At 73.4% G+C, this 14182-nt stretch carries 12 protein-coding genes; 10 read left to right on the forward strand and 2 right to left on the reverse strand.

The genetic code is table 11. The annotated features are described in order from the left end of the window. Nucleotides 1–7 precede the first annotated feature (7 nt). Nucleotides 8–649, reverse strand: coding sequence for a DUF2017 domain-containing protein (locus tag ASG91_RS16525; protein WP_056923696.1), 642 nt, complete (start codon nt 647–649; stop codon nt 8–10). A 1-nt stretch (nt 650) separates the two neighbouring features. Then, the gene (gene clpS / locus ASG91_RS16530; RefSeq protein WP_056923830.1) at nt 651–941 is read right to left on the reverse strand and encodes an ATP-dependent Clp protease adapter ClpS; all 291 of its coding nucleotides are present in this window, start codon (nt 939–941) and stop codon (nt 651–653) included. A 61-nt stretch (nt 942–1002) separates the two neighbouring features. On the opposite strand from clpS, the gene ASG91_RS16535 reads away from it, so the two are divergent. The 10 genes from ASG91_RS16535 to ASG91_RS16580 all read left to right on the forward strand — a co-directional run bounded on the left by ASG91_RS16535 (nt 1003) and on the right by ASG91_RS16580 (nt 14173). Then, complete coding sequence (locus ASG91_RS16535) at nt 1003–2298, forward strand: nicotinate phosphoribosyltransferase (protein ID WP_256363731.1); 1296 nt, start codon at nt 1003–1005, stop codon at nt 2296–2298. 37 nt (nt 2299–2335) lie between these two features. Further along, nucleotides 2336–2920 carry an isochorismatase family protein gene (locus ASG91_RS16540; protein WP_056923697.1) on the forward strand — a complete coding sequence of 195 codons (585 nt, stop codon included), beginning with the start codon at nt 2336–2338 and terminating at the stop codon, nt 2918–2920. Nucleotides 2921–3006: 86 nt separating this feature from the next. Beyond that, on the forward strand, nt 3007–3462 hold the full coding sequence (locus ASG91_RS16545) for a nitrite reductase (NAD(P)H) small subunit (protein ID WP_056923698.1): 456 nt from the start codon (nt 3007–3009) through the stop codon (nt 3460–3462). 211 nt (nt 3463–3673) lie between these two features. Beyond that, nucleotides 3674–5062 carry an MFS transporter gene (locus tag ASG91_RS16550; protein ID WP_056923699.1) on the forward strand — a complete coding sequence of 463 codons (1389 nt, stop codon included), beginning with the start codon at nt 3674–3676 and terminating at the stop codon, nt 5060–5062. 6 nt (nt 5063–5068) lie between these two features. Further along, a complete protein-coding gene (locus tag ASG91_RS16555; RefSeq protein ID WP_056923700.1) occupies nt 5069–7267 on the forward strand; it encodes a molybdopterin oxidoreductase family protein in 2199 nt (732 codons plus the stop codon). Next, nucleotides 7264–8862, forward strand: coding sequence for an FAD-dependent oxidoreductase (locus ASG91_RS16560; RefSeq protein ID WP_082594246.1), 1599 nt, complete (start codon nt 7264–7266; stop codon nt 8860–8862). Before ASG91_RS16555 ends, ASG91_RS16560 begins: the two co-directional genes overlap by 4 nt. A gap of 10 nt (nt 8863–8872) precedes the next feature. Continuing rightward, nucleotides 8873–11452: a nitrite reductase large subunit NirB gene (gene nirB / locus ASG91_RS16565; RefSeq protein WP_056923832.1), complete on the forward strand. Its 2580-nt coding sequence runs from the start codon at nt 8873–8875 to the stop codon at nt 11450–11452. Further along, a complete protein-coding gene (gene nirD, locus ASG91_RS16570; protein ID WP_056923701.1) occupies nt 11449–11850 on the forward strand; it encodes a nitrite reductase small subunit NirD in 402 nt (133 codons plus the stop codon). Before nirB ends, nirD begins: the two co-directional genes overlap by 4 nt. Next, nucleotides 11847–13061: a uroporphyrinogen-III C-methyltransferase gene (cobA, locus tag ASG91_RS16575; protein WP_056923702.1), complete on the forward strand. Its 1215-nt coding sequence runs from the start codon at nt 11847–11849 to the stop codon at nt 13059–13061. Before nirD ends, cobA begins: the two co-directional genes overlap by 4 nt. A 20-nt stretch (nt 13062–13081) precedes the next feature. Beyond that, nucleotides 13082–14173 carry a uroporphyrinogen-III synthase gene (locus tag ASG91_RS16580; protein WP_056923833.1) on the forward strand — a complete coding sequence of 364 codons (1092 nt, stop codon included), beginning with the start codon at nt 13082–13084 and terminating at the stop codon, nt 14171–14173. Nucleotides 14174–14182: the final 9 nt, after the last annotated feature.

Genomic DNA, 14182 nt, shown 5'->3' on the forward strand with positions numbered 1-14182 from the left:
AGCACGCTCAGGGCGCCAGCGCGTGCGCCAGCGTCTCCTGCAGCCAGGTGAGGAAGTCGTAGACGGCCAGGGCGTAGACCGCCGGGTCGTCGTCCTCGAGGCCGGAGACCTGCTCCTCGAGCCGGTCGAAGTCGTCGTCCTGCTTCAGGCCGAGTCGCTCCCCCAGCACCAGGCGGACGTCGGTCAGGGCGATGAGGAGGGCCAGGGCCTGCGGCTGCTCGAGCGAGATCTTCTGGTCCTCGAGCGCCGACAGGGCCGTGATCGCCGTCGTCAGGTTGGCCGCCTTGCGGGCCCGCAGCCCGTCCTCGGTGAGGCGACGGAACTCAGCGGCCACCTGGTCGTCCTGGCGGTTCGCGGTCGGGAAGATGCGCTCGAGGGCGGGGTCGCGCGGCTGCGGGACGGAGCCGGAGAGCTCCGGGGCCTGGTCGGCCGCAGACAGCGAGACGCCCATCCCGATGCCGCCCAGCCCGGCCACGATGCGGTCGAACTCGTCACCGTCCGTGGCGTCGTCGTCGAGCTCGTTCCCGGCCGTGGGCTCCGGCTCGACCAGCTCGAGCACCTGTTCCATCAGGCCGACGACCAGCCCGCGCTCGACCGCGTCGAGCTTGGCGACGAACCGCCCGTCGCGCCGCTTGAACCCGCGGGCCACGTCAGCTGTCCTTCTGGAAGGTGGCCCACAGGCCGTAGCCCTGGAGGGCCTCGGTATCGGTCTCCATGCGCTCACGGGCACCGGTTGACACGACGGCGCGGCCCTTCACGTGGACGTCCATCATCAGCCGCTCGGCCTTGGCCTTGGAGTAGCCGAAGTAGGTCTGGAAGACGAAGGTCACGTAGGACATCAGGTTGACCGGGTCGTTCCACACCAACGTGATCCACGGGACGTCCACGTCGGCGAGCTCCTCCGTGGAGACACTCTCCTGCTCCACGGGCGCGATCGACATCACCGCAGTGGACGTGATGGTGGGGACAGCACGGGGCACGGGTCCACCTTAGGCTGCGAGCGTGACCCCGCGTTCACCCAGCACCGCCCTGTTGACCGACCACTACGAGCTCACGATGCTCGAAGCCGCCCTCCGCAGCGGGGCGGCCGCGCGCCGCTGCGTCTTCGAGGTGTTCGCCCGCCGGTTGCCCGACGGCCGCCGCTACGGCGTGGTCGCCGGCACCGGCCGGCTGCTCGACGCGATCGAGCGGTTCCGCTTCGCGGACGCCGAGCTCGAGCACCTGCGTGGCGTCGTGGACGGGCCCACCCTGGCCTTCCTCGCCGACTACCGCTTCGACGGGGACGTCTGGGGGTATGCCGAGGGCGAGAGCTACTTCCCCGGCTCACCGGTGCTCGTGGTCGAGTCCGACTTCGCCCACGGGGTGGTCCTGGAGACCCTCGTCCTCAGCATCCTCAACCACGACAGCGCGATCGCCTCCGCCGCGTCGCGGATGACCTCGGCGGCCGGTGACCGGCCGTGCATCGAGATGGGGTCGCGCCGCACGCACGAGGAGGCGGCGGTCGCCGCCGCCCGCGCGGCATACCTCGCCGGCTTCGCGACCACCTCCAACCTGGAGGCGGGACGGCGGTTCGGGGTGCCGACGGCGGGCACCGCCGCGCACGCCTTCAGCCTCCTGCACGACGACGAGCGGGAGGCGTTCGCCGCCCAGATCGCGGCGCTCGGCAAGGGCACGACGTTGCTGGTCGACACCTACGACGTGCCCACGGCGGTAGCCCTCGCGGTCGAGCTCGCCGGGCCCGAGCTCGGTGGCGTGCGGCTCGACTCGGGTGACCTGCTGGTGCAGGCCCGCGAGGTGCGCGACCAGCTCGACCGGCTGGGCGCCACCCGGACCCAGATCGTGGTGACCAGCGACCTCGACGAGTACGCCATCGCGGCCCTGGCGGCCGGCCCGGTGGACCGCTACGGCGTGGGGACATCGTTGGTGACCGGGTCGGGCGCCCCGACGGCCGGCATGGTCTACAAGCTCGTGGCGCGCGGCGACGACGACGGCGTGCTGGTCGGGGTCGCCAAGAAGAGCAAGGACAAGGCGTCGGTCGCGGGGCGCAAGTACGCACTGCGCCGGCGCAACGCCAAGGGCATCGCCGAGGCCGAGGTGCTCGGCATCGGCGAGCCACCCCTCGACGACGGCGACGACCGCGAGCTGCTCGTCCCGCTCATGGCTGGGGGGCGCACCGTCTCGACGTCGACCCTCGAGGACGCCCGCGAGCGCCATGCCGTCTCCCTCGCCGAGCTCCCCGCCGCGGCCCTGCGTCTGCAGCGCGGCGAGCCCGTGATCCCCACCGTCTACGAGGACTGACCACGCGTCGGCTCGCGGCGGGCAGTAGCGTCGCCGCATGAGCCGCGCACTGGTCATCGTCGACGTGCAGAACGACTTCTGCGAGGGTGGCTCGCTGGCCGTCGCCGGTGGGGCCGAGGTGGCCCGCCGGATCAGTGCGCACGTGGTCGCGCACCTCGACGACTACGCCGCGATCGTCGCCACGGCCGACTGGCACGAGGACCCGGGTGCGCACTTCTCGCCCGACCCCGACTTCGTGGACAGCTGGCCCGCGCACTGCCGCGTCGGCAGTGACGGCGCGCTCTTCCACCCTGCTGCCGAGCCCGCTTTCGAGCACGTCGAGGCGATCTTCCGCAAGGGCCACCACAGCGCTGCGTACAGCGGCTTCGAGGGGTTCACCGTCGAGGCGGACCGCAGGGTCGCGCTCGCGGACTGGCTGCGCGACCGGGCCATCGAGCAGGTCGACGTCGTGGGCATCGCCACCGACCACTGCGTCCGCGCCACGGCGCTGGACTCCGCGGACGAGGGGTTCGAGACGACGGTGCTGCTCGACCTCACCGCCGGCGTCGCTCCCGAGACCACGAGAGCAGCCCTGGCCCAGCTGGCCGCCGCAGGAGTCGAGACGACCGGCTCCCCCGCCTGAGGAGCCGCCCGCTCCCCGCGCGAAGGTTTACAGGGACGTCACACGGGCACCCTCGTCGCGAAACAGCCGGTCCCTAGCGTGGCCGCGTGGACGAGGAACCCGATGCTGCCCCGCGACCGCGGACGGCCGCCGCGCAGATGGCGTCCGCACGGGTGGCCTCGGCGCGGGTGGCGCCCGACCTCGTGGCGCTCTGCGGCCTCAAGCACGTGCCGACCCGGCACGGCGCCGCCATCACGGTCGCCGGCGTGCCCCTCGCGCTGTTCCGCGCCGGGGACCGGGTCTGGGCGGTCGAGGACCGCAACCCCTACACCGGGTGCGGGGTCGCCGGTGGCCGGATGTCACGGGTCGGCCGCACGCCGGTCGTGGTGTCGCCGATGTACCACCTCGTGTTCGACCTGCGGACCGGCGCCTGCCTGAACGCGGTCGACCTCCCGCAACAGCGTCTGCGCACCGTCCCGGTCGAGGTGGTCGCGGACGTCGTCCACATCGACGTGACCGCCCTGCGAGCAGACCGGGCGGTCGCCGTCGGTGTCAGCGCCTAGTCGTCCGGCCGCTGCCCCGACGAGTTCCCCACTTCTGGCCAGCGGTGCTGTGTCGCACCCCGGACCGGGGGCGCGGGTGAGCCAGGCGTGGCCAGAGGTCGAGGCGGGGTCGCTGTTCTCACAGCCACCCGGAACCACCTGTGCGGCAATGGTTACGGAGCCTTTACGGCAGCCGTCGGGTCGGGAAACACGGTCTTGCCACGCTGACTGCGTGACCACGAACCTGAGCCCCGAACCCACGACCGCGACGTCGCCGACCACGACCACGCCGCCCTCGTCGTCCACCACCACCGCCGCACCCACGCACCGCAGCGGCCGCTGGATCGACCACTGGGATCCTGAGGACCCCACCTTCTGGCGCGGCGGCGGCCGCGCCATCGCCCGCCGCAACCTGACCCTGTCCGTCTTCGCCGAGTTCCTCGGCTTCTGCGTCTGGGCCCTGTGGAGCGTGGTCGTGCCACTGCTCCCGGGCGCCGGCTTCACCCTCACCCTCGACCAGCAGTTCTGGCTCATCGCCGTGCCGAGCCTGGTGGGCGCGACGGTGCGGATCCCCTACACCTTCGCCGTACCGCTGTTCGGTGGCCGCAACTGGACCATCATCTCGGCCCTGCTGCTGCTCCTGCCGGCGTCCGCCCTCGCCTGGGTGGTCACGGAGCCGTCGTCGTCGTTCGGCCTCCTGCTCGCCTGCGCCGCCCTCGCCGGGTTCGGCGGCGGCAACTTCGCCTCCTCGATGACCAACATCTCCTTCTTCTTCCCCGAGGCCGAGAAGGGCAAGGCGCTGGGCCTCAACGCCGCCGGCGGCAACCTCGGCACCGGCCTCGTGCAGATGGTCGTGCCTGCCGTCATCGTCATCGGGGCCGGCACGCACCTCGAGCGAGCCGGGTTGATGTTCATCCCCCTGGCGATCATCGCGGCCGTCCTGGCCTGGAAGGGCATGGACAACCTCACCGGCGCCAAGGCTGACTACCGCAGCTTCGCGGCGGCCACCCGCAACCGGCACACCTGGATCATCTCGTTCCTCTACATCGGCACCTTCGGGTCGTTCATCGGCTACTCGGGGGCCTTCCCCACCCTGCTCAAGACCCAGTTCCCCGAGACGCCCACGACGATCGCGTTCCTGGGTGCCCTGATCGGGGCGCTGACCCGCCCACTCGGTGGCATGGTGGCCGACCGGCTCGGTGGCGCCCGCGTCACGATCGCGTCCTTCACCCTCCTCATGGCCGGCGCGATCGGGGCCATCGAGGGCCTGAAGTCCCACAGCTTCGTGGTGTTCTTCGGCTCCTTCCTCGTGCTCTTCGTCGGAGCCGGGATCGGCAACGGCGCCACCTACCGGATGATCCCCGCGGTCTTCCGGGCCGGGGTCAGCGCCGACCGCCTGCCCATCGCGCGCAAGACCGCCGCCGGGTGCATCGGCATCGCCGGTGCCGTGGGCGCCTACGGAGGCTTCTTCATCCCCCGCGGGTTCGCCATGGCCAAGGCCCACTACGGCTCGCTCGTCCCGGCCCTGTGGGTGTTCGTGGTCGCCTACCTGCTCATGGCCATCACCACGTATGCCGTGTACGCCCGGAAGGGCTCCACCCTCGCCGCCGAGTCGATCTGAGCCTTCGTGACGACGACCTCCACCTCCACCGTCCGGGCCGACAGTGTCGCGACCCACTGCCCGTACTGCGCCCTGCAGTGCGCCCAGACCCTGACGGCCAACCCCGGAGTCGACGGTGCCAACGGCGTCATCGTCGAGGGCAGGGCCTTCCCCACCAACCGGGGTGGGCTCTGCCAGAAGGGCTGGACGAGCGCGGAGGTCCTGACCAGCCCTGACCGCCTGACCAGCCCCCTGGTCCGGGGGGTCGACGGCGAGCTGGCCCCCTCGAGCTGGGAGGACGCCCTCGACCTCGTGGCCGACCGGCTGCTCGCGATCCGGCGGGACTCCGGGCCGGACGCCGTCGCGGTGTTCGGCGGTGGCGGGCTGACCAACGAAAAGGCTTACCAGCTGGGCAAGTTCGCCCGGGTGGCGCTCGGCACCGCGAACATCGACTACAACGGACGGTTCTGCATGAGCAGTGCCGCAGCCGCTGCCAACCGGTCACTCGGCGTGGACCGGGGGTTGCCGTTCCCGCTGACGGACCTGGCCAGCGCCGACGCCGTCCTGCTGCTGGGGAGCAACCTGGCCGAGACCATGCCCCCGTCGGTCGCCCACCTCGCCGGGGTGCGCGGTCGGGGTGGGCTGGTCGTCGTCGACCCACGCCGCAGCGCGACCGCCGACCTCGCGGCCGACGGCCAGGGGCTGCACCTCCAGCCGGTGCCGGGCACCGACCTGGTCGTCCTCCTGGCGCTTCAGCACGTGCTCCTCACCGACGGCCTCGTCGACGCCGACTACCTGGAGCGACGCACGAACGGGCTCGAGGACGTCAAGCGTCGCTCGGCCCTGTGGTGGCCGGAGCGGGCCGAACAGGTCTGCGGCGTCCCGGCCGACCTCCTGCGCGACACGGCGCGGCTGCTCGCCGCAGCCAGCCCGTCCCGTGGCGGCACGGGTGCCTTCGTGCTCACCGGCCGAGGCGTCGAGCAGTCCCGGCAGGGCACCGCCACGGTCTCGGCGGCCATCACGCTGTCGCTCCTGCTCGGTCTCCCGGGCCGGGTGGGCAGCGGGTACGGCGCGGTGACCGGTCAGGGCAACGGCCAAGGTGGCCGCGAGCACGGGCAGAAGGCCGACCAGCTGCCCGGCTACCGCATGATCGACGACCCCGCGGCGCGCGCCCACGTGGCCGCGGTCTGGGGGGTGTCGCCGGAGTCGTTGCCCGGCAAGGGAATGCCCGCCGTCGAGCTGCTGGCCTCCCTCGGCACCGCCGACGGTCCGCGGGCCCTGCTGGTGCACGGCTCCAACGTCCTGGTCAGCGCCCCGAACGTCCACCGCGTGGCCGACCGGCTCGCGGCCCTCGACCTGCTCGTGGTCTGTGACTTCGTCCCGTCCGAGACGGCGCTGCTGGCCGACGTGGTCCTCCCGGTCACCCAATGGGCCGAGGAGGAGGGCACCATGACCTCCCTCGAGGGTCGCGTCATCCGGCGACGCAAGGCCGTCGAGCCGCCCGCGGGCGCGCGCAGCGAGCTCTGGGTCTGGGCCCAGCTCGCCGCACGGCTCGGTGCCGCCGGCACCTGGGACACCGAGCCCAGCCTGGTCTTCGACGAGCTCGCCCGGGCCAGCCGCGGCGGCCGGGCCGACTACAGCGGCCTCAGCCACGCACGGCTGGACGGCGACGAGGCGCTGCACTGGCCGTGCCCCGCCACCGGCGACGGGGAGCCCAACCACCCGGGCACCCCACGTCTGTTCGCCGAGTCCTTCCCGACTCCGGACGGACGGGCCCGGATGGTGGCGGTCGACCACCTCGGTCCGGCTGACGACCTCCGCCCCGACGCCCCCCTCTACCTCGTGACCGGGCGGGTCCTGCAGCACTACCAGTCCGGCGCCCAGACCCGGCGGGTGCCGGCCCTCGCAGGCGCGGTGCCGGGCGCCTTCGCCGAGGTCCATCCCTTGCTGGCCGCGCGGATCGGCATCGCGGACGGTGAGCGGGTGCGGCTGACCACGGCGCGGGGCTCGCTCGCCGTCCCGGCCAGGGTGACCGACTCGATCCGCCCCGACACGGTGTTCGTGCCGTTCCACTGGGCCGGCACCGGCAGTGTCAACCGGCTCACCACGGACGCGACCGACCCCGTCTCGGGCATGCCCGAGTTCAAGGTCTGCGCCGTGGACGTCACCGCCGCGCGGGTGCAGCCCGCTGGCTCAGCCCGACCGACGGCGGGGGTGCCGGCATGACCCGCCTCGTCGTCGTCGGGAACGGCATGGTCGGGTCGCGGTTCGTCGAGGACCTGCTGGCCGCCGACACCAGTGGCCGCTACGACATCACCGTCGTGGGGGCGGAGGCCTGCGAGCCCTACAACCGCGTGCTGCTGAGCGAGGTCGTGGCCGGCAAGCACGACCTCTCGGCCCTCACCCTCCCCACCCCCACCAGTCCACGGCTGACGGTGCTGCGCGGCGCACCCGTCTCCCACCTCGACCGCGAGGACCGCGTCGTCGTCACCACCGACGGCGCCCGACTGCGTTACGACCGCCTCGTGCTGGCCACCGGTTCGGCGGCCCGGGTGCCCCCACTGCCGGGCCTGCGCAGCGCCGCCCCGGTGGACCGCGACGACCCGTTCCCCAGCGACGACCTGACGGCCGGCGTCCACGCCCTGCGCACCATCGACGACGCGCGTGAGGTCGTGGCCGCCACCCTCAACGCCACCCGCGCCGTGGTGCTCGGTGCGGGTGTGCTCGGGATGGAGGCGGCCTGCGGTCTCGCCCGGCGCGGCGTCGCCGTCACCGTGGTGCACCCCGCGAGCACGCTCATGGAGCGTCAGCTCGACGCCGAGGCAGGACGGGTGGTCGAGCTCGCGATGGCACGCCTCGGTATCGACCAGCGCGTCGGCGTCGGAGCCACCAGCGCGGTCGTCGAGGGAGGCCGCCTCACCGGACTGCGGCTCGACGACGGCGAGCTGGTGCCGACCGACCTCCTGGTGCTCGCGACCGGCACCGTGCCCAGCACGACGCTCGCAGCGAGCGCCGGGCTCGGCGTGGATCGCGGGGTCGTGGTCGACGACGACCTCCGCTCCCCCGACGACCACCGGATCTTCGCGATCGGCGACTGCGCCCAGCCCCCTGAGGGCGGCACCGGCCTGGTGGCCCAGGGGTGGGAGCAGTCCCGACGCCTCGCCGCCCACCTCTGCCGCGACTCCAGCACCTCCGGGAACCCCTCCCGCACGGTCAGCACCGACCTGGCTCGCCGGTCGTCGACGTCAGGCAGCGACGTGGTGCGGCTCAAGGCCCACGGCCTCGACGTCGTGACCATGGGCGTGTGTGGTTCGGCTCGGACGGACGACCCGGCCCAGCGCACCCTGCGCCTCAGCGACCCCGACGTCGGCCGGCACGTCGAGGTCGTCGTGTCCGGCGGTCAGCTGGTCGGCGCCACGTGTGTGGGCGCCGGCGCCGTCGCCGCCGACCTGGTCACGACGTACACCCGGCGCACGCCGGTGCCGGCCGACCCGGCATACCTGCTGCTCCCGGCGCTCGTGCCGCACCAGGGCCTCGGCCCCAGCTCCCCCGCCGACCTGGCCGACGACACCGCGGTCTGCCGGTGCAACGGCGTGACCAAGGCCGGCATCACGGCGTGCGTCCGGGACGGCGCGACCAGCGTCGCCGAGGTCGCCGCCGCCACCCGCGCCACCACAGGCTGCGGCGGGTGCCACGACGACGTCTGCGCGCTCCTCGACTGGCTGGTGCCCGTGACCTCACCCGAGGGCGCCGGCACCGGTGAGAACCACGTAACGAAGGGGAAACACATGATCCACAGCACCGAAACGGCGGGCTCCTAACGTGGCCGCCATGGTCCAGCCCACGGTTCCGCGCCAGCTCGTCGTCGTCGGCGGCGGGATGGTCGCGCGCCGGCTGGTGGATGCCCTGCGCTCCCGGGACGTGGCGGGCCAGTGGGCGGTGACGCTGCTCTGTGAAGAGCCGCGTGCCCCCTACGACCGGGTTGCCCTGACGTCCTACTTCACCGGTCGCGACCCCGACGACCTGGCGCTCGGTGGCCAGGAGCTGTGGGACGACCCGCTGGTGACGCTGCGGCGCGGCGTCGCCGCCACCTCCGTCGACCGCGACGGACACACGGTCAGCACCTCCGACGGCCGCGTCCTGCCCTACGACTCCCTCGTGCTGGCGACCGGTTCGTATGCCGCCGTGCCCCCGGTCCCGGGCAAGGACCTCCGCGGCGCGTTCGTCTACCGCACCATCGACGACGTGGCGGGACTGCGCTCCTACGTGGAGAACCTGCGCACCGAGGTCGACCGCCCGCTGCGCGGGGCCGTGGTCGGCGGCGGCCTGCTCGGGCTGGAAGCCGCCGGGGCGCTCACCGCCCTCGACGTGCACACGACCGTCGTCGAGTTCGCGCCCCGCCTGATGCCCCTGCAGGTCGACGAGGGTGGCGGCGAGGCGCTGCGGCGCCTGATCGAGGCGCTGGGCGTCACCGTCCGCACCGGCACGGCGACCGCCAAGATCGTGGGACGGCTCGGCCGGGTCTCGCGCATGGAGTTCGCCGAGGGTGCCCCGCTCGACGTCGACGTGGTCGTCTTCGCCGTCGGGGTCCGTCCGCGCGACGAGCTCGCCCGCGAGTCCGGTCTCGAGGTCGGGGAGCGCGGCGGCGTCGTCGTCGACGACACCTGCGCCACGAGTGACCCGGCCGTCTGGGCGGTGGGCGAGGTCGCGTGCATCGGTGGCCGCACCCTCGGCCTGGTCGCCCCCGGCTACACCATGGCCGAGATCGTGGCCGACCGGCTCCTGGGCGGGGAGGGCACCTTCCCGGGGGCCGACCTGTCCACCAAGCTGAAGCTGCTGGGCGTCGACGTCGCGTCGTTCGGTGATGCCTTCGCCGCGGAGCCCGGTGGGCTCGAGGTGGTCATCTCCGACCCCGTCGCCGGCGTCTACAAGAAGCTCGTGATGTCCGACGACGCCCGCACCCTGCGCGGCGGCATCCTCGTCGGCGACGCCAGCGCCTACGCCGCCCTGCGCCCCATGGTCGGCCGCGCGCTCGGTGGCGACCCCGCGGCATACCTGCTCCCCGAGGGGGCCGCGCCGGCTCCCGCTGGCGACCTCCCGGACGACGCGGCGGTCTGCTCCTGCAACAACGTCACCGCCGGTGCCATCCGCTGCTCGGTGACCGACGCGGGGTGCACCGACCTCGCCGGGGTGAAGGCGTGCACCCGCGCCGGCACGAGCTGCGGCTCCTGCCTCCCCCTCGTGAAGCGCCTGGTCACGACCGAGCTGGAGAAGTCCGGCATCGAGGTCAGCAGCGCGCTGTGCGAGCACTTCGAGCTGTCCCGCGCGCAGCTCTTCGACGTCGTGCGGGTGCAGGGGCTGACGACGTTCAGCGAGATCATCGCCAAGCACGGCACCGGCCGTGGCTGCGACATCTGCAAGCCGGTGATCGGCTCGATCCTCGCCTCGCTCGGCACCGGTCACATCCTCGAGGGCGAGCGGGCGTCGTTGCAGGACACCAACGACCACGTGATGGCCAACCTGCAGAAGGACGGCTCGTACTCCGTCGTCCCGCGCATCCCCGGCGGTGAGGTCACCCCCGAGGGGCTGATCGCCATCGGCGAGGTCGCCAAGGACTTCGGGCTCTACACGAAGATCACCGGCGGCCAGCGGATCGACCTGTTCGGGGCCCGGATCGAGCAGCTGCCGAAGATCTGGAAGCGGCTCGTGGACGCGGGGTTCGAGTCGGGCCACGCCTACGGGAAGTCGCTGCGCACGGTGAAGTCGTGCGTCGGCTCGACGTGGTGCCGCTACGGCGTGCAGGACTCCGTGGGCCTGGCCATCGCGTTGGAGCTGCGCTACCGCGGGCTCCGGTCGCCCCACAAGCTCAAGCTCGGGGTGTCGGGCTGCGCACGCGAGTGCGCCGAGGCGCGCGGCAAGGACGTCGGGGTCATCGCGACGGACCAGGGCTGGAACCTCTACGTGGGTGGCAATGGCGGCTTCACCCCGCGGCACGCCCAGCTCCTGGCCGAGGACCTCGACACCGAGACCCTGGTGCGCACCATCGACCGCTTCCTCATGTACTACGTCCGCACCGCCGACCGCCTCCAGCGGACCGCCGCCTGGGTGGAGGACCACGAGGGCGGCCTCGACGCCATCCGGGCGGTCGTGCTCGACGACTCGCTCGGGATCGGTGCCGACCTCGACCTCGCGATGGCTGGTCACGTCGACGGCTACGAGGACGAGTGGGCCGCCGCCCTCGACGACCCCGAGACCCTGCGGCGCTTCGGGTCCTTCGTCAACGCCCCGGACCAGCCCGACGACACCCTCGCCTACGTCAGCGAGCGCGGGCAGCCGCGTCCGGCCACCGAGTCCGAGCGGGCCGACTCGGGCGTCCTGATCGCCGGGACGACCCTGGAGGTGCGGCGATGAGCGTGGAGGTCAGCGCCGAGGTGGCAGCCGCGGCGGCCCTGACGTGGCACGAGGTGTGCGTGCTGGCCGACCTGTCCCCGGAGCGCGGCGCCGCCGCCTTGCTCGACGGCGTGCAGGTCGCGCTGTTCCGCACGCACGACGACCAGGTGTATGCCGTGCAGCAGCTCGACCCCTACAGCGCCGCGAACGTCATGTCCCGAGGGATCGTGGGGAGCCGGGGAGACGTGCCCACCGTCGCGTCGCCGATGTACAAGCAGGTCTTCGACCTGCGCACCGGCGAGTGCCTGGACGCCGTGGGCAAGGAGCCGAAGCCGTTGCAGTCGTATGCCGTGACCGTCGTCGACGGAGTCGTCAGCGTCGGCCTGCCCGCCCCTGGTCCTCCCGGCGGTGCGACATGACGACCCTGGTCGGCCTGGACGTCACCGGGCGGCGCGTGGTCGTGGCCGGCGGTGGACCGGTGGCCGCCCGCCGCGCCAACGCCCTGGCCCGGGACGGAGCCCTGGTCACCGTGGTCGCCCCGCAGCTGTGTGAGGACCTGTTCGACGCGGTCGCCGACGGCACTGTCGAGTGGGTCGACCGCGAGGTCGAGGAGAGGGACCTCGCCGACACCTGGCTGGTCCACGCCGCCACCGACGACCCGGGCGTGAACGCCCGGGTCTCGCAGTGGGCCACCGCCGCCCGCATCTGGAGCGTGTGCGCCAGCGACGCCGAGCTGGGGACCGCCCGCACGCCGGCCACCACCGAGCACGCCGACCTGCTCGTCGGGGTGGTGTCGACCGGCCACCCCGACCCGCGCCGGGCCGCCGCGGTGCGCGACCGGCTCGAGTGGACCCTGCACTCCGGCGACCTGGACCTGCGTGCCCGACGTCGCCGGGAAGGGGTCCGTGGGCGGGTCGTGCTCGTCGGCGGCGGCCCCGGGGCCGCCGACCTGATGACCCTGCGGGCCCGTCGGCTGCTGTCCGAGGCGGACGTGGTGGTCACCGACCGGCTCGGCCCGACCAGCGTCCTGGCGGACCTGCCGCGCGACGTCGAGGTCGTCGACGTCGGCAAGACGCCCGGCCTGCACGCCGTCACGCAGGACGAGATCAACCGGATCCTGGTCGACCACGCCCAGCGAGGTCGGCTGGTCGTGCGCCTCAAGGGTGGCGACCCCTTCCTCTTCGGCCGCGGGGGTGAGGAGGAACTCGCGCTGGCGGCCCACGGCATACCGGTCGAGGTCGTGCCCGGAGTGAGCTCGGCCCTGGCGGCTCCGGCGGCGGCCGGCATCCCCGTCACCCACCGGGGCACGGTCGCCGCCGTGCACGTCGCCCACGGCCACGGCCGGCTCGACGACACCGCTGTCGGGGCGGTGGTGCGGGGCGAGGCGACCCTCGTGGTCCTGATGGGCATCAGCCTGCTGGCCGACCACGTCGCCCGCCTGCTCTCGGCCGGGGCATCCGAGCAGGTACCGGTGGCGGTCATCGAGGACGCCAGCCTCGACACGCAGCGGGTCACCCGGGGCACCCTGTCGACCATCGCCGCGACCTGCGCCGCCCGGCAGGTGCGTGCCCCGGCGGTCGTCGTCGTGGGGGCCGTGGCCGCCGAGGGCTTCCTGGCGGCGCCGCCGTGAGCACCCGCCTGGGCCAGGTGATGACCGGCTGCGTCGTGCTGGTGACCGCCGACCGCCGGTCCGGAGAGCTGGCCTCGGCGCTGACCCGGCGCGGCGCCACCGTGCGGCACGCCCCGGCCCTGAGCATCGTGCCCCACGAGCACGATGACGAGCTGTTGGCCCACACCCGGGAGCTCCTCGACGCCCCACCCGACATCGTGGTCATCACGACGGGCATCGGGTTCCGGGGGTGGGTGGAGGCGGCCGACGCCGCCGGTCTGGCCGACCAGCTCGTGCAGGTCCTCTCCCGGGCGCGGATCATCGCGCGTGGCCCCAAGGCCAACGGGGCGATCCAGGCCGCCGGGCTGCAGGCGGACTGGGTGGCCGAGTCGGAGACGAGCGCGGAGATCCTCGACCTGCTGCTGGCCGAAGGCGTCGCCGACCAGGTGGTCGCGGTGCAGCACCACGGCGCCGGGGCCGATGGGCTCGACACCGAGCTGGCCGCCGCTGGGGCGCAGGTCCGCAGCCTCGTCGTCTACCGCTGGGGCCCGCCCCCCGATCCGGTGGCCCTCAAGCTGTCCGTCCTCGCCGCGGCCGACGGCGAGATCGACGCGGCCGTCTTCACCTCCGCCCCCGGCGCAGCGGCCTGGCTCGCCGAGATGGACGCCCAAGGCGTCGGCGCCGAGATCGTGGCGCGCACCTGCAGCGGCAGCATGGTGGTGGCCGCCGTCGGTCCGGTGACGGCGAAACCGTTGCAGGAGAGGGGCATCCAACCGATCGTCCCCGACCGCGGACGGCTCGGCGCCCTCGTCCGCACCCTCGTCAACCACTACGAGCAGGCCCAGACCTCCGCGGTCCAGACGACCGCCGGACGACTCCAGGTCCGGCGCACCGTCGCACTGCTCGACGACCACGTCCTCCCCGTGTCACCCAGCGGCCTCGAGGTGCTGCGCGTGCTGGCCGACGCCGGGGGCGAGGTGGTCACCCGCGCCCAGGTGCTGTCGGTCCTCCCCGGGGACTCGACCGACCCGCACGCGGCCGAGGTGGCCATCGCCCGGCTCCGCGAAGCCGTGGGGCACAAGGGAATGGTCAAGACCGTGGTCAAGCGCGGCTACCGGCTGACCACGACCTGACCACGACCT

This window comes from Phycicoccus sp. Soil802 (assembly GCF_001429605.1).
Classification (GTDB): domain Bacteria; phylum Actinomycetota; class Actinomycetes; order Actinomycetales; family Dermatophilaceae; genus Pedococcus.